Here is a 19,753-nt window from a genome sequence, read left to right as displayed (position 1 = left end):
TAGTATTTGCAACAAATGTAATTAAATCTGCGTATTAAAAGCTGCCAGATGTATTTACGATCTGTAAAATTGTTATTAAGTAATTATATTGTCGTCCCTAATTTATTTGGCTATAATTTAAATTTTATCCAGCTGCATGCCGTTTAAAAATAAAACACCGTTTTTGTTTGATGGTGACATTACCATCAACCGGTTTGTGCTGCTGGGCATATTACTGGCCTGCCCATTATTACACCACCTGTGCTACTATAACAATTATGACCCGGTTTGGTTGCGAGTAATTAATATGGCCGTTTGCCTGCCTGCTTTACTGCTATCATATGGTAAAAAAAATCCATTCAGGGTGGCCATTTACTTTACTATTATCAGCAACCTGGTTATTAATAATTACCTGTTGCTTGGTAATAATAATTTTGCGCATACCTATCTCTTAAACTCTTTAGTCATATTCACGGCGCTTACTTTATTCTGTAAAAAACGGGTTGAATTTCTCTGGCTTGCTGTTGTGAATACCATAGCTCTTTTTTGCGCGTACTTTTTTAACCATCTCGTACAGTTAAACACGCTGCTTTTTACAACAAGTACATTTATCGCCATAACTTACGTAGCATATCTGGTGACGAGGGCGTATCAGGCACGGTTTAACAACGCGGTTAACAGTACGGTTGTACTTAACCAATCGCTCCAAAACAGTGCTCAGCAGTTAGAGGAAACCCAGCAACAGCTACACTCGCTCATCAGCTCTATCAATGACACTATTTTTGAGTTTGATGAAAACCGTATATGTATAAATGTATGGTTTGGCCCGCAAACACCACCCTACCTCAAAAAAGAACATTTCCTGAACAAGACCCTCTTAGAAGCTATTGGAGAAGAACGCGCACGCCCGTTCACAAAGGTGTATGATTATGTGATACAACACAAAAAGCCTTACAGTGTTGAATTTGCCTCGATATATGGTGAACCGGGATGGTTTCTGGCAAAAGCTTCGCCGGTGATTGATATTGACGGCAATTACACCAAACGCATATCCGTTTCGGTAACAGAAATTACCGAACAAAAAAAGTTTGATGACGCACTAATAGAAAATAAGGACCTTTTAATGCAGGCCCAGCGCATTGCCAAAATAGGTAACTGGTGGTACGATGCCGAAACCAGTGAAAACTTCTGGTCGGAGAGCCTTTATAATATCCTGGAGATAGATGATATACCTGCCGGCCTAAGTAAGTTTGATTATTACATGCAAATGGTACACCCGGACGACTTCGAGGCTGTACGCGATTATCTTAATAATATTAACACTTCTGCCGCCAGCAGCATCGACCATAAGTTTAATACGCCTAAAGGCAACCTTAAATACCTGAAAATATTAAGGGGCGAACTACAGGTGCTCAGTAACGGCCAGCTGAAACGTGTAGTTGGCATTATACAGGACATAACGGAATCAAAACTGAATGAGAAAGCGCTTAAAATAAGCCAGGCCGAACTATTAGAGGCACAAACCATAGCCAAAATAGGTAACTGGAAATGGGACAGCCGCAACAAGATACTCAGCTGGAGCGATGAGATCAATTCTATTTTTGAGATCAGCGAAATGGGTGTATCATCATCCAGATTTGGTAAGATACTTTTACAGTACACCCACCCAAACGATGTATACATAGCCCGCAACCTATTTAAAGGTGGCGATAGTAGTGGCAACTCCTACGAATACCGCATTATAACCCCTAAAGGCCATATAAAATACATAAGTGTAATTACCGGCAAACTCATGTACCGCGAGGATGGCAGCGTACGCAAAATTATAGGTACCCTGCAGGATATCACCCAGCGTAAACAGGCCGAAATAGCGCATCGCCGTACCGAAAACAAATACCGCCTGGTATTGGAAACCATTAAACTCGCCGCCGTGTCGCTAAACGCACAGGGAAAGGTTATTTTTTGCAATAAATACCTGGCCAATCTATTAGGTTATACCCAAACCGAAATAATGGGCATGGACTGGATGGAGCACTTTGTACCACGTGAGCATAGTGATATTATTACCGGTTGGTTTAGTAACGACAGTATAAAAGCGCATTATGTAAACCCCATAATTTGTCGTGATGGCGAACAGCGCATCATTAGCTGGCAAAATACGGTGAGTTATGACGAAAACGGCCATATTAAGGAAACCACCAGCATTGGCGAGGACATAACCGTACAGCAAAAAGTAAGGCAGGAACTGATTATGGCCAAAGAACAGGCCGAAAGATCATCGCACTTTAAGTCCGAGTTCCTCTCTATCATGAGTCATGAGATACGCACCCCTATGAACGCGGTGATAGGTACCACCAATCTGCTACTGGAAGAAGACCCTAAGCCCGAGCAGATGGAGTACCTGAATATCCTCAAATTCAGCAGCGAAAACCTGCTCGCTATAATCAATGACATACTCGATTATAACAAAATTGAGGCGGGCAAACTGGTGTTAAGCCATCTGCCGTTCAATATCCACCAGTTGATACAAAATATCCGCCAGTCGTTTTATGCAAAGGCCGTTCAAAAAAACCTGGATATAGCATTAATTGATGACCAGCAAATCCCGCTAATGCTTAATGGAGACCAAACGCGCCTTAGCCAGATATTGATTAACCTGGTAAGCAACGCCGTTAAGTTTACACATAAGGGCAAGGTTACCATAGCCGTGCAGCAACAGGAAGAAACGGCGGACGATGTTTTAATTAAGTTTACCATAGCCGATACGGGCATAGGCATGTCTGCCGAAAACCTGGCCGTTGTTTTTGACCCCTTTATACAGGGGCCGCAAACCATTACGCATGAATATGGTGGCACCGGCCTTGGCCTGGCCATCACCAAACGCCTTATTGAGTTGCACCAGAGCAATATTGAGGTAAACAGTGAATTGGGCAAAGGTACTGCGTTTACCTTCGCCATACGCTTCGGAAAAACACAGGTGGAACCAGCAATAGCAACATTTGAAGATAAGAAAGACAGCCCCGCCCTGCCGGTAAGTCTGCAAGGCAGGCATATATTGGTTGTGGACGACAACAAAATGAACCTGATGATAGCCGCAAAATTCCTGAAGAAATGGGACGCGAAAGTATCACAGGCCATTAACGGGCAGTTGGCTATTGATTTACTTACAACGGGTGAACAATTTGACCTGATTATTATGGACTTGCAGATGCCCGTGATGGATGGCTTTGAAGCTACCGCCATAATTAAGGCCAGTTACCCGCACATTCCTGTAATAGCTTTTACGGCTGACGCCATGCCCGAAACACATAAAAAAGCCTTTGATGCCGGCATGTGCGATTACCTTACCAAGCCATTTGCTCCGGAAGCCTTATTTGAAAAGGTTTCCAAATACTGCAATAATCAACCATCACCACAAACAAGCGGTATACAGGATGAGCAAAGCGGGCAACAGCAATACGCGGGTTAGTTAGTCCGTATAGCCTCTACCGGGTCAAGTTTGGCGGCAAACCAGGCAGGTAAAATACCTGAGAACATACCTATAACTACCGATATGCCTATGCCATAGATAATATTGGCGACATCAAGCACCACCTGCACATCAAATATGGCTTTTACCGCAAAGGTGATGAGATAAACAAAAAATAAACCTATTAACCCGCCAAGAATACATAATGCCACCGCCTCTATCAGGAACTGCAGCATAATGAAATAATTTTTGGCGCCTAATGATTTTTGTATACCAATGATGTTGGTACGTTCCTTAACAGAAACGAACATGATGTTGGCAATACCGAAGCCGCCCACCAGTACCGAAAATATACCTATAACGAAGCCTACCTTATTCAGCACACCAAATACCTTATCCAGTTGGTTAGTTAAAATGGTTGATTTGTTGAGCGAAAAATCATCCTCGGCACCCGGGCGTATGCTGTGCACAGAGCGCATGATACCCCTTACTTCGCTTTCCACTTCCACATCGGTGAGGTTATCTTTACCGCGCACCACTATCTGCGGGCCATATTTATCGCTTTCAATATCGATAACGTTTTTAGCGAAATTTAAAGGCAATAATATTTCATTGTCACTGGTAATACCCAGCATATCCTTACCTTCCTTGGTAAACACCCCTATAATGGTGATCTTACGGCCCATTATTTTAATTTGTTTACCCAAAGCGTTTCCGTCAGGAAACAGGTTTGAGGCAATATCGGCACCGATAACTGTTACCGGCGCACCCGTGCGCGATTCGATCTCGGTGAAATAGCGGCCATCCTGCAGGTCAAAGTTCCAGGTCTTATCATGGTCATGCGATACCGCGTCAATCTGCGCGCCGTCAACCGTGTTACTGCCGTATTTTACCGTGCGATTGTCAATACTTATCTCGTAAGAAATAGCTTTGGCGGTTTGGCTGCGGCGGGTTATCTGGTCAAAATCACGCAGTTTGGGTACCGGGCGCTGCATATACTTCCACCAGGGGAAATTCTCCTCACCTACCCAGGGCCATTTTTGTATGTATATACTGTTACTGCCCAGCTTGTTTACGCTTTTTTGCAGGTTGTTGCGCAGCGTATCTACTGCTGATGATACTGCTATAATGGTAAAAATACCAATAGTAACCCCCAGCAGCGAAAGCATGGTACGCAGCTTGTTTTGCCTCAAAGCATCATAGGCAAACAGGAAACTTTCGCGGATGAGTTTAAGTATGATCATAGTGCAACTATCGGTTAACGGATTTTACCTTTTATAAAACAGTATGGTTTAGACGATGTTTATGCTCTTAAGTTACAGCATTTTTTAATTAACCGCCTGTAACCCTTAATCATAAAAAATGGGGGCATAATTTATAATTTTTTTCTTACATTTGCGCCCTAAAAATTCATATATATCAGCATGAAATTATCTCAGTTCAAATTCAATTTACCTGAATCACTGATTGCCCATAACCCCTCAGACAAGCGCGATGAATCGCGTTTAATGGTTTTACACCGCGATTCGGGCAAGATTGAGCATAAGATCTTTAAAGATGTTTTGGATTATTTTGATGACCAGGATGTAATGATCCTGAACAATACCAAAGTATTCCCGGCGCGTATGTATGGTAATAAAGAAAAAACCGGTGCCACTATTGAGGTATTTCTGCTGCGCGAACTAAACAAAGAACTGCGCCTTTGGGATGTACTGGTTGACCCTGCACGTAAGATACGCGTTGGTAATAAGCTTTATTTTGGCGATGACGACCTGCTGATAGCAGAGGTAGTAGACAACACTACTTCACGCGGCCGTACCATTCGCTTCCTGTTTGACGGCACCGATGAGGAGTTCCGCCGTAATGTGGAGATACTGGGCGAAACACCGCTTCCTAAATATATTAAACGCAAGGCTACCGCCGAAGATAAAGAGCGCTACCAAACCATCTTCGCTAAAAACGAAGGCGCTGTTGCCGCCCCTACCGCGGGCCTGCACTTTAGCCGCGAGCTCATGAAACGCCTTGAACTGAAAGGTGTTGAATTTGCCGAGGTTACCCTGCACGTAGGTTTAGGTACCTTTCGCCAGGTGGAAGTAGAAGATTTGACCAAGCATAAAATGGATTCGGAGCAATTCATTATCGAGCAAAAACAAGCCGATATTGTTAACCGTGCCATTGAGCGTAAAAAGCGTGTTTGCGCGGTAGGTACTACCTCTATGCGTACCATTGAATCTGCCGTATCGGCCAATAAAACGCTAAAGGCAGCTAACGACTGGACGAGCAAGTTCATTTTCCCGCCGTATGATTTTAGCATTGCAAACTCTATGATCACCAACTTCCACACGCCGGAGTCAACCCTGTTGATGATGATTTGCGCGTTTGGCGGTTACGAGCATGTGATGAATGCTTATGAGGTAGCGGTAAAAGAAAAATACCGTTTCTACAGCTACGGCGACGCGATGTTGATTATCTAAGTGAGTGGTGAGTAGAGAATAGTGAGGGTTTATCACTGTTCTGAAAATATATAAGGAGATATGGGTTTACTCATATCTCTTTTTTGTTTTATACCTTTACCCCAACAACGTCATGCCGAATTTATTTCGGCAACCCACATACAAGGTTTATAAACCTTTCTGATGGTATCCCGAAATAAATTCGGGATGACGGCAATATTTAAATATGTCAACCACTCACCACTCGCCATTCACTACTCACCACTACGCCATCATCGTTGCCGGTGGTACGGGTAGCCGCATGCAGTCGGCCTTGCCTAAGCAGTTTATTGAGCTTTGTGGCGAGCCGATTTTAATGCATACCATCAGGGCGTTTTTTGAGAGCGGGGCCGCGCCTAAGATCATTTTGGCGCTAAACAGCCATTACCATGAGCTTTGGGCTGAGCTTTGCCAGCAGCATAGCTTCACTATACCCCATACGGTTATAGCAGGCGGGGAAACCCGCTTCCACTCGGTAAAGAACGCGCTTGATGTTATTAATGAGGGCGATGCTGTTATAGCCGTGCATGATGCTGTGCGGCCGCTTACTTCCGCGGAGATCATTAAAGAGAGCTTCCGTTGTGCCGCGCAAAACGGAACAGCGGTTACAGCGGTTAAAAGCCGCGATTCGGTGAGGCAGCTCAATGGCAACACCTCCGCTTGTTTAGACCGCGAAAGGATATACCTGGTACAAACCCCGCAAACTTTCCGTGGCGATGTGTTAAAAGCGGCCTACAGGCAACCCTACAATGAGCTGTTTACAGACGATGCTTCTGTTTTAGAAAAAAACGGCACTGCTGTTACGCTTATAGAAGGCAGCTACAGTAACATCAAGATCACTTTTCCTGATGATATATTGATAGCCGAAACCTTATTACATAAAAAAGCCACCGGTTAAACCGGTGGCCGATATTTTACCTGCGTTATGCTCAGGCTCTTCTGATCACCCCCAGCAATAACGCGATGATAGCGATTACCAACAGGATGTGAATTAAACCACCTGCGTGGTTAACAAAAAACCCGAAGATCCATCCGATTACCAGGATGACAGCGATAATGTACAATAAACTTCTCATAGTGATGTTATTAAATAATGCTTAAGTGTTGTTTACTATTTAACCAACTGCTTTAAAAAAGGTTTTACAACCATTAGCTTTAACAGTTGAAAACCTATCAGGCCCTTCTGATAATGCCCAGCAATAATGCTATAATAGCTATCACTAATAAAATGTGGATGATACCGCCAGCGTCAGCGTAGAAAAAACCAAATGCCCATCCTATTATCAGGATTACCGCAATGATGTATAATAAGCCTCTCATTGTTTTGATGTTTTTGTTTAAGTAGATGTTAATTAAAACCACCATCTCTAAAATCATTCCAAAAATACGGAGGCATAAAAAAAGCCGCTTGTATCAAGCGGCTTAATGTTCAAGTATCAGTTTAGTACTCGTCCTCGTTAAAGAAGAAGTCGTCTTTTGTAGGGTAATCAGGCCATATTTCTTCAATGTTCTCATACGGCTCGCCATCATCTTCAAGTGCCTGCAGGTTCTCAATCACCTCTACAGGTGCGCCTGAGCGTATGGCGTAATCAATTAGTTCGTCTTTTGTGGCAGGCCAGGGAGCATCTTCCAGGTGCGATGCTAATTCAAGTGTCCAATACATGTTTTTATCTTAAATGGTAAATATTCTATTTCTTCCTTTTTCGCAAAAGTATAATATTTTTAAAATGATAATCAATATTTTTTTCAAAAATTTTAAACTCGCGGAATCCACTGATTTTCAGGCATGTTTCTTTCAAATACAACTATGCGTGCTAAGGTAAACAGGTAATCGCTTAATCTGTTGAGGTAGATGACCACTTTTTCCTCAACTTTACTTTCTTCAGACAAATGCACGCATAAACGCTCCGCACGGCGGCAAACACAGCGTGCCACATGGCAAAAAGATGCGGTGGTGCCGCCGCCGGGCAATATAAAATGCTTTAAAGAGGGCAGGCTTTCGTTCATGCGGTCTATTTCTTTTTCCAGCAGTTCAACATCGGCCGTATGCAGGTCGGGGATCACCATTTTGGAACGCTCAGGGTCGGCAGCGAGTGAAGAGCCAACCGTAAACAGGCGATCCTGTATCTCTTTTAATACATCTTTATCATGCAAACTGATATCCTGGTCGCGGATAAGTCCAACGTAAGAGTTCAGTTCATCCACAGTTCCGTAAGCTTCTATGCGTAAATGGTATTTAGGCACACGCGTACCTCCTATTAACGAGGTGTAGCCCTTATCGCCGGTTTTGGTATATATCTTCATAAACAATTAAATAATTGCTGTGGCGTTTTAATTTGCATATTTACAAAGTTTAAACTTAAACACCTACTTTGTGTTTTGTACAAATTAAAATACGCCCCGCTATCATGAAGGTATTTGCATCAACGGTTAAGTTTACCACTATAACATTACTGGCCACCTCCCTGCTTGGTTTTAGCTGCGGTAACAGTAACGCTAAAAAAACAACGGATAGCACCGCTGCCACTAAAACCGAAGCTACCCCTGCCCCATCATTCAGCAAGTTATTGTCAGAAAAAGAGTTTAATGAACTGTTTCCGCAGCGCGACAAATTTTATACCTACGCGGCTTTTATTAAAGCCGCCGATGAACTGGCAAAGATAAAGGTACAGGTTACCCGCCGCGCGGTATCGGTTTACCAGTTTATCCGTACGGATAAAAGCACCGGTAAGGCTACCACTGTACGGCAGGATGCCGACTGGAACGAGGCCTGGGCCAAACAAAAACCCGATAGCACTTACATGGTTGACTATGGCGCTTTTTGTACCGCCGGAGATGCAACCACCAACAAACGGGAGTTAGCCGCGTTTTTCGCCCAGATAGCGCATGAAACCCGACACGGACAAAATGAAACGTATACGGATGGATTGATGCTCATACATGAAGCCAATACATCCCTTAACTACATTAGCGATAACGACGAATATCCGCCGGTTGCAGGGCAAAAATATTATGGCCGCGGCCCTATACAGTTGAGCTATAACGGCAATTATGGTTATGCGTCAGACTGCATATTCGGGGATAAAAAGATTTTGCTGAACAACCCCGGCCTGGTTGAAACCGACCCCGTAGTGGCCTTTAAAACCGCCATATACTTTTGGATGACGCCCGAAACCCGCAAGCCATCCGCGCATGATGTGATGACCGGCAAATGGCAGCCCAGCGCTACGGATAAAGCAAAAGGCCGCACCCCGGGCTTCGGCATGACCATTCTGATCGTGAACGGCGAACTGGAATGCAACAAGGGCGAAAACAATTACAGCATGAAGGACCGCATTGGTTTTTACCAGTTCTTCCTGAAAAAACTGGGCGTAACAGATCCTAACTGTGCCTGCAGCTGCGGTAAAATGGAGCCGTACAAATACTAACATGGAGGCGGTTGATATTACTGACAGTGACCACATAAAGGAAAAGCTTATCTACCTTAATGCCGATACACTACCATTGTGGGGCAACATGGCAGCGCAGCAAATGATTGAGCACCTTATAGAACAGGTGCAATATACCAACGGTGTTAAAGTGCCTGTTGACACCGGCCTGCCTGCAGATTATGCCGAACGCAAGCAACGCTGGGTTTATACCGATGAACTGATTCCGCGGAATTTGGTACTTGGACAATTACCTGATAAATTAACTTATACCGGTCTGGAAACCGCGAGGCAACAGTTACTTGCCGAATTAGAAACTTTTCATGCCTACTACCGGGCTAACCCGGGCATAATGGTATTACACGGCGGCTTCGGCATGATGGATTACCATGAATGGGTGCTGTGGCACAACAAGCATTTCACCCATCATTTTAAACAATTCGGCCTTACCCAATAGTTAAACATTGGGTTGTATTAAATAAACAGTTGTGTATCTTAGTAGCATGAACTCCTTATCAGTTGATGCCACCGGCCTTCCCTATATTGGCAAACACCCCTACGATACTACCTGCCAAAGGCTCAGAAACCGTTTCAGGATAGAGGTACCGGGTGATATTGATTTTAAACTGGAGCAATTCGAAACGCTTAACCATCACCATGCGGTAAACATCCGCAACACCTTCGCTATTAAAAATCCTTGCGGCGACAGCTATGTTTTGCTGCTTGATACTGATACCGAAACTTCGGCCATTAACCAGAAAAACAAAATACAACACCGTGATACTTTTCAGCCCTGGGCGCTGGCCTATCTCAAAAAAGATTTTGGTCGCGTGGTGATCCGTACCGAAACCATTATGGATAAGATTAGAGAGATGGTGTTCCCGATAGAGCTTGATTTAAAAGAAGATAAGGCCTTTAGCAATCGCTTTTATGTACTAACTGACGATCGCCATAAAACCGAAGCCGCCATGACGCCTGAGTTTCGCGCAGCGATAATGTCCATCAAAAAGTCTGATTTTGTTATCGAGATCTACGAACACACGCTTATCATAGGTAACCACAAGCCAGTTACACCCGAAAACACCCTTTACCTTGCCGATTTTGTGGCCCGGCTGGCAGAACTAAAGTGCTAACCTCACTGTGCTACCGCCGGTAAAATATACTGCTGCATCATTTTATCAACCTGCGCATGGGCATAACTTTCATTGTAAGCACTTGCGGTAATAACAACTACCAGCGGCAGGTTCTTAAACACAAATATCTTATTGCCACCATTGCCGGTACAATACCAGGTTTCGTAATACTTTCCGTTAACTTCGTAGGTTTTGTTCCAGAACAAGTAACCATAATAACCCGGCCCTACCATATCGGCCGGTAAGGCCATGTACCTCGTAAATGTTTTTTGTACCCAAGCTTCAGGGAGTATCTGTTTGCCCTGCCATTTTCCATTATTTTTATAAAGCTGCCCGAATTTAGCGAAATCAATGGCCCGCAACCTGATACCACCTGCGGTACTGGGAACATGCTGGGGCGTATATTGCCATTTATAATTAACAATACCGAGTGGTTTAAATAGTTTTTCATCAGCATAACGGTCCAGGCCTCCGGGGACGTTTTTATTAAGCACATCGCCTAATACCACTGCCCCTGCCGTAAAATAATTCCATTGCGTATAAGGCTTCTTGGCAGCGTCAGCCCTTAGATCGAGGGCGAATTTCACCCAGTTGTCTAAAGGATACATATTGTTCTCATTACCCGGCGAATTATCGTCATTATCATTCGCGTCAAAAACAGAACTCATGGTAAGCAAGCTTTTTAAAGTGACACTATCCTTTTGCGGTGAATAGTTTTGATAAGCCTTGAGGTCATAAAAGTCCTTTAGCGTTTGGTTTTCAGATTTAATATAGCCCACGTTGATAGCGATGCCCATCACTGCCGATGCGAAGGTTTTCCCTACCGATCGCGGGTCATGCAGCGTATCACGGCCCTCGCCATTAAAATATTCCTCAATCAGCAGCTTACCGCCTTTGACCACCACTATACCATTAATGTTCTTGAACTTGTTCTGTAATATTTTCCCGTTAAGTTCGGTGATCAATGATCTATTATAGCTTTCGGCAGATACCGGCCAGCCGCTATTGGGTTTAATGGGCTGGATAGCTTTATCATGTACATCTACAACCGGTACTATCACTTTTATTTCGCCTTGCGCTATCAGGTCGCCAACTTTAACCTCCGGCAATGCCACATACGGCCGAAGCTCAATTTTTAGCGTATGGCTGCCTGTAGTTAAGGCATCCTCGCCCCCTTGCATCATAAACCGGCTAAACATATGCCTTGACCACATATCCTCGTGGAGGTTACTCAGCAACTTAATGGTAAGTACGGTACGGCTGTTCTTAAGATATGAATAGCCCGCTCCCTTATGCAAATTTTCCTGGTATAGCTGTTTACCATCAACATAGTAGGTGAACTGGTAGTTTCCCTGATTTAATTGTTCAACCGTTTGCTGTGGAGCAAGCTTGTGTTGCAGATTAGTAAGCGAATTAGGCAAAAACGCACGCATAGTCAGGTTAGCATCGGGCGTTAAAGTTACCGCTGTTAAAAAATCTGCTGTCGTGGTATTCGCCATAGGTATCGTATCTTTCATAAACACGATGCGGCCTATATTGGCTTTATGCAGCGGGGAGGTAATCGGGTCGGCTTTAACTATATCCTGCGCGAATGAACGGTTACAAGCAATGATAGTTATTAATATAAGCAGTGGTTTGAGTAGTTTCATCTATCAATTTTTATTTCCACAAATATGCCGGGCTGGGTTTTACTAAAATAGAACAGAATTAACGTTTGCAAGCTTTTGGGTTGCGTATCAACCACCTGCCAGCATTGCCTTGTAGAGTTTTGGATTGCCGGAATTAAACTGCTTAAAACAGCGCAGAAAATGGCTCTGATCGGCAAAGCCGCACTGCATGGCAATTTCGGTAAGGCTGAGTTTGCCGCTGTGCATTAACGATAGTGCTTTTTCTACCCTGACAGCACGAATATAGTTGCCAACGTTAGTGTTAAAATACTTTGAAAAATCTCGCGACAGGTGACCAGGGTGAATATTAGCGACAGCTGCTAAATGTTGTAAGGTGAATTTCTGCGACAGGTCATCAGCAATAGCTTCTTTCACCTGCCCTACCCACTTGGGTTGCTGCCGTTCGGCGGCTTCAGTATTGGTGCCAATGCCCCACAACAACTGCAACAACAAAGATTCAGTAGCGAGTGCCGAGGAGTCGTCACTTATCTTACACTCTTTAAATATTTGGTAAAAATGCAGTTTAAACTGCGGATTTTTGATAGCAAAGCTACCCCGGAGGTTTTGTATATTAATATCAGTTCGGGTAATCCAATTGTTATTCATTTCTATATGAAAACCCCTGGTATAGCCTTTAGGCTTAATGTTATAATGCGGATCCTGCCAGTTATGGAACAGCAGGGTGCCGGGCGTACAGGTGTACACCTCCTTTTTATTCCCCTCAATTACATTGCCCTGCAAAATAAACGTAAAGTACGCGTTTTCGTGGTAATGCCAGTCTACCCGTTCGTGGGTATATTCGGTATCGGTAATGGTAGCAAAATCCAGGTGCAGGGTTTGGTTGGTTTGCCCGTAAAATTCACCTGTTTTAAGCGTTCTCACTTATTTGGTTAAGTTTATATCGCTCTCCGCTTCCGGCTCGCGTTTACTTACCGTTTGAATGTTGTCGTTCATATAATCATTCTCTACCAAACCATCACGCATACGTACTATTCGGTGGGCATGCAGGGCAATGTCCTCCTCGTGGGTTACCAATATAATGGTGTTCCCTTTAGAGTGGATATCCTCAAGCAGCCCCATGATCTCGATAGAGGTTTTGGTATCCAGGTTACCGGTAGGCTCATCCGCAAGGATAATGGATGGGTTATTAATTAGCGCGCGGGCTACCGCTACACGCTGGCGCTGCCCACCAGATAGTTCATTAGGGCGGTGATCTATGCGATGCCCCAACCCCACATTCTCTAAAGCTTGTTTGGCCCGCTCGTTACGTTTTTCTTTGCTGATACCGGCATATACCAGCGGCAAAGCCACGTTATCTAACGCGCTGTTACGGGGTAATAAGTTAAACGTCTGGAACACGAAGCCTATCTCCGAGTTACGCACTTCGGCCAGGTCGTTATCACTCATGTGGCTTACATCAATACCGTTGAGGATGTACTGGCCTTTGGTTGGTGTATCCAGGCAGCCCAGGATATTCATCAGCGTTGATTTTCCAGAACCGGAAGGCCCCATCAACGCTACGAACTCACCCTTCTCAATCGTAAGCGAAACAGATTTAATGGCATGGATAACCTCCGAACCGATCACATATTTACGGCCAATATCTTTTATGGTAATAAGCGGTTTGCCCTGGTTAAGTGTCTGCTTCATCCGTTTTTCTTGCTTTGACTATAAGGCGGTAGTAAATGTTACAGTTTTTTTAGAATCAAGATACAAGAGCCAATAATCAAGACAAACGCTCATAATTTCCTCTTCGTAATTTTAGCTCTTGATTCTTGTATCTTGATTCTTGTATCTTGATTCTTGGCTCTATTTACTTATCACTTTCGCTACCAGGAAATGGCTGTCATCATGCATGGGGGCATTTTTAAGCGCTTCTTCGGTGGTAATATCCTGTTTGATCACATCATCGCGCAGGTTATTTACTTCGGCGGTCATGTAAACAAGTGGTTCAACACCGGCGGTATCTACCTCGTTCAACTTATCCATAAAACCCAGTATCTTATTCATATCCTTGATCATTTCCTGCTTTTCATCGGCAGCCAGTTCAAGGCGCGCCAGGTGCGCTATCTTATCAACCGTTTGTTCGTCAATATTCATATGCTGTTCAGTTTATTACTGATGATCCCAAATATGCGGTCGCGCAGGTCATCAGCATCATCTATCGTTAAATGAGCGGTTTCAACAGGCTCATGTACAAATATATCACATACGCCGGGCTTACTGCCGTATTTTTTGCCATCGTCCCATAAAACCTGCCAGGTGTTAACCGAAGTTACCGGGATGATGGGTATCTTCAGCTCAATGGCCATACGGAAAGGGCCATTTTTAAAAGGGTGCAGTTGCGGCGGATAACTTTCGGGTATAGTAGCTTCGGGAAAAATCACTACGCTCATTCCCTGCTGCAGGCGCTCCATAGCCTGCTTAAACGCTTTAAAAGAAGCTATTTTGCTTTCTCGGTTCACAGGGATATCCACCGTACGGAAGAACAGGGAGGTCACCAGCCCGTCAACCAGTTCCTGTTTACCCATAAAGCAAAAATTATTTTTCACCAGGAGGCTCATCGCCGTAATATCCAGGTTAGAGGTGTGGTTAGGGGCTATGATATAAGGCCGGCTCCAGTCGATAGGCTTTTCATAATGATACTGGTAACGTATACCCACTGCGCCGGAGCTTAGCCGCCCCCATATGCGCCTGAAGACGTTCATGCCGGCATAACGTTCCGGTTTGCGCGAATGATAGTAGAGAAACGGCCACAGCACGAAGTAAAAAAACGCCACGCTGCCCTGGTATAGGTATAGGTGGGCTTTCTTCAATATCATTTTCATCCGCTCCAAAAATATAAAAAATAGCCACTTGTAAGCCTACTACAATGTATCATGAAATAAGAAGGTTATTTTCTTAAGAAGCCCCTCTTCCACAGACAGGGGTTTGGGGTGAGGCTTTTGCTAAAAAATCCTTACTTTCGCCCCCATATGGAAACTGTTGTTAGCGGTATACGTTCTACCGGGAATTTACACTTAGGAAATTATTACGGAGCGGTACAAAACTTCGTAAAAATGCAAAACGAGTACAATTGCTACTTTTTTATAGCCGACCTGCACTCGCTTACCACGCACCCTACACCGGCCAACCTGCACTCAAATGTTAAGCAGGTTTTGGTAGAATACCTGGCAGCAGGTATTGATCCCGAAAAAGCCACCATATATGTACAAAGCGACGTGCCGGAGGTAACCGAGCTTTACCTGTACCTGAACATGAACGCCTACATGGGCGAATTGGAACGTGCTACCTCCTTTAAAGATAAAGTACGTGCTAACCCTGATAACGTTAACGCGGGCCTGCTTACCTACCCGGTATTGATGGCGGCGGATATCATCATCCACAAAGCTACCAAGGTGCCTGTTGGTAAAGACCAGGAACAGCACCTGGAAATGGCCCGTACTTTTGGCAATCGCTTTAACCGTTTGTATAACCACGATTATTTCCCTGAACCTTACGCGTTCACATTCGGTGAGAGCCTGGTAAAGATCCCCGGGCTTGATGGTGCCGGCAAAATGGGCAAAAGCGAAGGCGAAGGTAATGCCATATTCTTAAGCGACACTCCCGAAGCGATCCGCAAAAAAGTGATGCGCGCTAAAACGGATAGCGGCCCTACCGAAGAGAACCAAACAAAACCCCAGGAGATACAAAACCTATTCGACCTGATGAAAGTGGTATCCACACCGGATACCCTGGCGCATTTCGACAACCTGTACAATACCTGCGCCATCCGTTACGGCGACCTTAAAAAGCAACTGGCCGAAGATATGATCATTGCTACAGCGCCCATTCGCGAAAAGATAAACGATATTGCCAATGACGCGCCGCTGTTAAGGCAGGTTGCCCGCTACGGTGCCGCCAAAGCCCGCGAAAGCGCCTCTAAAACCATCAGGGAGGTGAGGGAGCTCATCGGTTTCAGGAAGTTTTAAATCAGCTTATAGTTGATGGTTCATTGTTCATAGTGTATATTAGCAGCAGTGACTGTTTGATAGCATGGGTTATTACTATGAACTATTAACCATGAACCACCAACAACATTGATCACATGCACATAGCTATCGTAGGAAATATCGGCGCGGGCAAAACTACCCTTACTGAAATGCTCGCCAAAAATTATGGCTGGGACCCTCTTTTTGAAGCGGTTGACAACAACCCTTACCTGGAGGACTTCTACAGCGACATGAAACGCTGGAGCTTTAACCTGCAGATCTATTTCCTGAATAGCCGTTACCGCCAGATCATTGATATACAAAAGAGCGGGCGCAATATTATACAGGACCGCACCATTTATGAGGATGCCCACATTTTCGCGGAGAACCTGCACGATATGGGCCTCATGACTACCCGCGACTACGAGAACTACCAAAGCATATTTGATAACATCACCGAGTTCATTAAACCACCCGATCTGCTGGTATACCTTAAAGCATCGGTACCTACGCTGGTGAATAACATCCAGCGCCGGGGCCGCGAGTATGAGATAGGTATCCGTATTGATTACCTGTCAAAACTTAACGAGAAATACGATAAGTGGATCAAAAACTACAAGCTGGGCAAACTGCTTATACTGGATAAGGACAACCTCGATTTTGCAAACAATCCGGAAGATATGGGAACCATCATCAACCAGATAGAACGCGAGATAAACGGGTTGTTTTAAGGGATATTTTCAGCCCGTTCCATCTGCAGCATCAGGTTATTAAGGTTTTGATTAATGGAGCGGATAACGGCCTGTAACTGATTGATCATTGATGCCCTGGAATGCAGGTCGTCAGCCTTGTAGGTCCCACCATCTGTAAAGATCACAGATCTGGCTGCTTGCTTTTCATCATTATCAAACTGATAGGTGATCCATCTTTTCCTGAGATTATACATCAGGGACGACTCTCCTTTGTTGCTAAAGCTTTTTTCGCTTAACATATACCATATCCAGCCCGAGAAATGGCTATCGGTGTTTTGTTGCAGCCAAATATCTTTAAGCAAGTTGCGGTGATGGCTAAACTGCACCTTTTTACCGCCCGGGTTTAGCGTTAACAAGCCAAGTCCGCCGGTAAGTACACCCCCGCCTACCGTAATGGCATTATTTAAGCCTTCCGCTTTAATAAAAACACCCGTTACTGATGTTAAAGCGCCTAATACCACCGAGGCAGCCGTATACCGGTTATTTCTTGTCGTATTGATATTGTCAACATAGCTGCCTACCTGGTCTACCCGTTCGCCTTCGCAATCCAGCTCAGCAGCGGCAGAATTAATATCAGAAACAGCAAGCAACAGTACTTTAGAGGTTTTATTAGCGATTTCTAATTTCCTCAGCCTGCCTTTAATGGTGGTATCGCTTTTCAAACGCATCAGCTCTTTCATATCCTGGGCAAGCCCTAATGAGTTGATGATCAAAATATCCTGGTCGGTATAGTACTTTTTTAATGATGCGTTCCTGGCTAATATCTCCTGTGCATTTGCACTATCAGGATAAGCCGATCTGATAAAATACTTGGGCGGTTCACAGTAATTCTCCTGAACCACCAGCATCTCCCCTGCTTTTTTCTTTACCGAACAGGCCGAAACAGATATCAGCAGCAACAAAAACAACACGGCATTTAACAGCAAGGGCCGTTTTTTACTGAAGTTGATTGAGAATATTTTTTTAATTAGCGGCATTTTAAAGATTAAATGGCCTTGCTAAATTAGCGCTTATCGGCATTGGTTGCTAAACTGCCGGTAAATTTAAAAATATCCGTGTTTGTTGTTTTATTTATTGGTATCATGTTGCTAATCAAGCGGCTCCTTGCCCTTTGATTTCAGCTTTTACCCGAATTAAAAATTGCGGCGGCAAATGCCGCAAAAATTGCTACTTTTGTATCCCGTACACAAACAATTGGCAGCCCCTTAAAAACTGCCTTTGATTTCCAAAAAAATCATGACTAAATACATTTTTGTTACGGGTGGTGTTACCTCATCATTAGGAAAAGGCATTATTTCGGCCTCATTAGCTAAACTACTTCAGGCGCGCGGTTACCGCGTTACCATCCAAAAGTTCGATCCGTATATCAACATCGATCCGGGAACACTGAATCCTTACGAGCATGGAGAGTGCTATGTGACCGAAGATGGTGCCGAAACCGACCTTGACCTTGGCCACTACGAGCGTTTCCTGAACGTTCCTACTTCGCAGGCCAATAACATTACCACCGGCCGTATCTACCAAAATGTAATTAGCCGCGAGCGCGAGGGCGCTTTCCTGGGTAAAACCATACAGGTGGTACCGCATATTACCGATGAGATCAAACGCAACTTCCGCATATTGGGCGAAAGCGGCGATTATGATATTGTGATCACAGAAATTGGTGGTACCGTTGGCGATATTGAATCCTTACCGTTTGTTGAGGCCGTAAGGCAGTTCAGGTGGGAGGCCGGCCCTAATAACGCGTTGGTGATCCACTTAACGCTTATACCTTTCCTGGCTGCCGCGGGAGAGTTAAAAACCAAGCCTACCCAGCACTCTGTAAAAATGCTTTTAGAGTATGGTATACAGCCGGACATACTGGTTTGCCGTACCGAACACCATATTAACGCCGACATCAGAAAAAAAATTGCACTTTTTTGCAACGTAAACATCAATGCGGTAATCGAATCAATGGATGCGCCAACAATTTATGACGTGCCATTGCTGATGCTGAAAGAAAAACTGGACCAAACCGTTTTAACGAAACTAAAGCTTTCGCATAAAAACGAACCCGACCTGGAAAGCTGGAAAGATTTCCTGGGTCGGCTAAAAAACCCTACTGCCGATGTAAAAATTGGCCTGGTAGGTAAATATGTAGAACTGCCCGATGCTTACAAATCTATCATTGAAGCTTTTGTACACGCGGGTGCTAAAAACGAATGTAAGGTAAGGGTACAATACATCCCCTCAGCCAGCCTTACGCCTGAGAACGCGGTTGAAAAACTGCGCGACCTGCACGGGGTACTGGTTGCACCCGGCTTTGGCGAACGCGGCTTTGAAGGTAAAATAGAGGCCATACGCTATGTACGTGAAAATAACATCCCGTTCTTTGGCATATGCCTGGGCATGCAATGTGCCGTAGTAGAATTTGGCCGCCACGTACTGGGTTATAAAGATGCCAGCAGCACCGAAATGAACCCTGAAACACCGAACCCGGTTATTGATATGATGGAAGAGCAAAAAACCGTGGTGAACAAAGGCGGCACCATGCGTTTAGGCGCTTACCCATGCGATATCAAAAAGGGCACCAAAGCGGCCGCAGCATATGGCAAAACACACATCAGCGAGCGCCACCGCCACCGTTACGAATTTAATAACAAGTATTTAAAGGAATATGAAGCTGCGGGCCTGGTACCATCGGGTATTAACCCGGAGAACGGCTTGGTAGAGATAGTGGAGCTTAAAAATCACCCTTATTTTGTGGGCGCGCAGTTTCATCCCGAATTAAAATCAACAGTTGCTAATCCGCACCCACTTTTTATTAACTTTGTCGCCGCTTCGCTGGCCTATGCCCGCAAGAACTAAGTTACAGTACGAGAA

At 44.5% G+C, this 19,753-nt stretch carries 20 protein-coding genes; 9 read left to right on the top strand and 11 right to left on the bottom strand.

Annotation, left to right across the window (positions count from 1 at the left end; genetic code table 11):
- Positions 1-136 precede the first annotated feature (136 nt).
- On the top strand, positions 137-3,448 hold the full coding sequence (locus tag CKK33_RS09695; protein ID WP_095703913.1) for a PAS domain S-box protein: 3,312 nt from the start codon (positions 137-139) through the stop codon (positions 3,446-3,448).
- Here the strand turns inward: CKK33_RS09695 and CKK33_RS09690 are convergent.
- Positions 3,445-4,692 (bottom strand): ABC transporter permease, encoded by a 1,248-nt coding sequence (locus CKK33_RS09690; protein ID WP_095703912.1) that lies wholly within the window; start codon positions 4,690-4,692, stop codon positions 3,445-3,447. The genes CKK33_RS09695 and CKK33_RS09690 overlap by 4 nt on opposite strands.
- A gap of 180 nt (positions 4,693-4,872) precedes the next feature.
- On the opposite strand from CKK33_RS09690, the gene queA reads away from it, so the two are divergent.
- Positions 4,873-5,922, top strand: a complete 1,050-nt coding sequence (queA, locus tag CKK33_RS09685) for a tRNA preQ1(34) S-adenosylmethionine ribosyltransferase-isomerase QueA (RefSeq protein WP_095703911.1) — start codon at positions 4,873-4,875, stop codon at positions 5,920-5,922.
- A gap of 205 nt (positions 5,923-6,127) precedes the next feature.
- Entirely contained in the window at positions 6,128-6,838 is a 711-nt protein-coding gene (locus CKK33_RS09680; RefSeq protein ID WP_095703910.1) for a 2-C-methyl-D-erythritol 4-phosphate cytidylyltransferase, read from the top strand.
- Positions 6,839-6,869: 31 nt separating this feature from the next.
- On the opposite strand, the gene CKK33_RS19415 is transcribed toward CKK33_RS09680, so the two are convergent.
- The 4 genes from CKK33_RS19415 to CKK33_RS09665 all read right to left on the bottom strand — a co-directional run bounded on the left by CKK33_RS19415 (position 6,870) and on the right by CKK33_RS09665 (position 8,244).
- Positions 6,870-7,016: a lmo0937 family membrane protein gene (locus CKK33_RS19415; protein ID WP_121249096.1), complete on the bottom strand. Its 147-nt coding sequence runs from the start codon at positions 7,014-7,016 to the stop codon at positions 6,870-6,872.
- Between the two features lie 97 nt (positions 7,017-7,113).
- Positions 7,114-7,260 (bottom strand): lmo0937 family membrane protein, encoded by a 147-nt coding sequence (locus CKK33_RS09675; protein WP_143822939.1) that lies wholly within the window; start codon positions 7,258-7,260, stop codon positions 7,114-7,116.
- 121 nt (positions 7,261-7,381) lie between these two features.
- Positions 7,382-7,603, bottom strand: coding sequence for a DUF2795 domain-containing protein (locus CKK33_RS09670; RefSeq protein WP_002996718.1), 222 nt, complete (start codon positions 7,601-7,603; stop codon positions 7,382-7,384).
- Between the two features lie 92 nt (positions 7,604-7,695).
- Positions 7,696-8,244 (bottom strand): cob(I)yrinic acid a,c-diamide adenosyltransferase, encoded by a 549-nt coding sequence (locus CKK33_RS09665; RefSeq protein WP_095703908.1) that lies wholly within the window; start codon positions 8,242-8,244, stop codon positions 7,696-7,698.
- A gap of 104 nt (positions 8,245-8,348) precedes the next feature.
- Here CKK33_RS09665 and CKK33_RS09660 point away from each other — a divergent pair, with 104 nt between their 5' ends.
- Genes CKK33_RS09660 through CKK33_RS09650 form a run of 3 tightly spaced genes read left to right on the top strand, consistent with a single transcriptional unit; the run spans position 8,349 to position 10,501 of the window.
- Positions 8,349-9,368, top strand: a complete 1,020-nt coding sequence (locus CKK33_RS09660; RefSeq protein ID WP_095703907.1) for a chitinase — start codon at positions 8,349-8,351, stop codon at positions 9,366-9,368.
- Between the two features lies 1 nt (position 9,369).
- Positions 9,370-9,825 carry a hypothetical protein gene (locus tag CKK33_RS09655; protein ID WP_095703906.1) on the top strand — a complete coding sequence of 152 codons (456 nt, stop codon included), beginning with the start codon at positions 9,370-9,372 and terminating at the stop codon, positions 9,823-9,825.
- Positions 9,826-9,871: 46 nt separating this feature from the next.
- On the top strand, positions 9,872-10,501 hold the full coding sequence (locus CKK33_RS09650) for a hypothetical protein (RefSeq protein ID WP_095703905.1): 630 nt from the start codon (positions 9,872-9,874) through the stop codon (positions 10,499-10,501).
- Positions 10,502-10,503: 2 nt separating this feature from the next.
- On the opposite strand, the gene CKK33_RS09645 is transcribed toward CKK33_RS09650, so the two are convergent.
- From CKK33_RS09645 to CKK33_RS09625, 5 genes are all read right to left on the bottom strand, one after another.
- The gene (locus tag CKK33_RS09645; RefSeq protein WP_095703904.1) at positions 10,504-12,150 is read right to left on the bottom strand and encodes a serine hydrolase; all 1,647 of its coding nucleotides are present in this window, start codon (positions 12,148-12,150) and stop codon (positions 10,504-10,506) included.
- A gap of 87 nt (positions 12,151-12,237) precedes the next feature.
- On the bottom strand, positions 12,238-13,050 hold the full coding sequence (locus CKK33_RS09640; RefSeq protein ID WP_095703903.1) for an AraC family transcriptional regulator: 813 nt from the start codon (positions 13,048-13,050) through the stop codon (positions 12,238-12,240).
- Positions 13,051-13,818 carry an ABC transporter ATP-binding protein gene (locus CKK33_RS09635; protein ID WP_095703902.1) on the bottom strand — a complete coding sequence of 256 codons (768 nt, stop codon included), beginning with the start codon at positions 13,816-13,818 and terminating at the stop codon, positions 13,051-13,053. It lies immediately after the preceding gene.
- Between the two features lie 159 nt (positions 13,819-13,977).
- Entirely contained in the window at positions 13,978-14,268 is a 291-nt protein-coding gene (gatC, locus tag CKK33_RS09630) for an Asp-tRNA(Asn)/Glu-tRNA(Gln) amidotransferase subunit GatC (protein ID WP_095703901.1), read from the bottom strand.
- Positions 14,265-14,996, bottom strand: a complete 732-nt coding sequence (locus CKK33_RS09625) for a 1-acyl-sn-glycerol-3-phosphate acyltransferase (RefSeq protein WP_198952452.1) — start codon at positions 14,994-14,996, stop codon at positions 14,265-14,267. Before CKK33_RS09625 ends, gatC begins: the two co-directional genes overlap by 4 nt.
- A 147-nt stretch (positions 14,997-15,143) precedes the next feature.
- Between CKK33_RS09625 and trpS the strand changes: the two genes are divergently transcribed.
- Positions 15,144-16,139 (top strand): tryptophan--tRNA ligase, encoded by a 996-nt coding sequence (trpS, locus tag CKK33_RS09620; RefSeq protein WP_095703900.1) that lies wholly within the window; start codon positions 15,144-15,146, stop codon positions 16,137-16,139.
- A 116-nt stretch (positions 16,140-16,255) separates the two neighbouring features.
- Complete coding sequence (locus tag CKK33_RS09615; protein ID WP_095703899.1) at positions 16,256-16,870, top strand: deoxynucleoside kinase; 615 nt, start codon at positions 16,256-16,258, stop codon at positions 16,868-16,870.
- Here the strand turns inward: CKK33_RS09615 and CKK33_RS09610 are convergent.
- Positions 16,867-17,868: a hypothetical protein gene (locus CKK33_RS09610; RefSeq protein WP_095703898.1), complete on the bottom strand. Its 1,002-nt coding sequence runs from the start codon at positions 17,866-17,868 to the stop codon at positions 16,867-16,869. The two genes, CKK33_RS09615 and CKK33_RS09610, sit on opposite strands and share 4 nt — an antisense overlap.
- A 259-nt stretch (positions 17,869-18,127) precedes the next feature.
- Here CKK33_RS09610 and CKK33_RS09605 point away from each other — a divergent pair, with 259 nt between their 5' ends.
- A complete protein-coding gene (locus CKK33_RS09605; protein ID WP_095703897.1) occupies positions 18,128-19,738 on the top strand; it encodes a CTP synthase in 1,611 nt (536 codons plus the stop codon).
- Positions 19,739-19,753: the final 15 nt, after the last annotated feature.

The organism is Mucilaginibacter sp. MD40, assembly GCF_002288635.1.
Taxonomy (GTDB): Bacteria; Bacteroidota; Bacteroidia; order Sphingobacteriales; family Sphingobacteriaceae; genus Mucilaginibacter.
The sequence above is the reverse complement of the archived record's forward strand: the minus strand, read 5'-3'. Positions and strand labels throughout refer to the sequence as shown.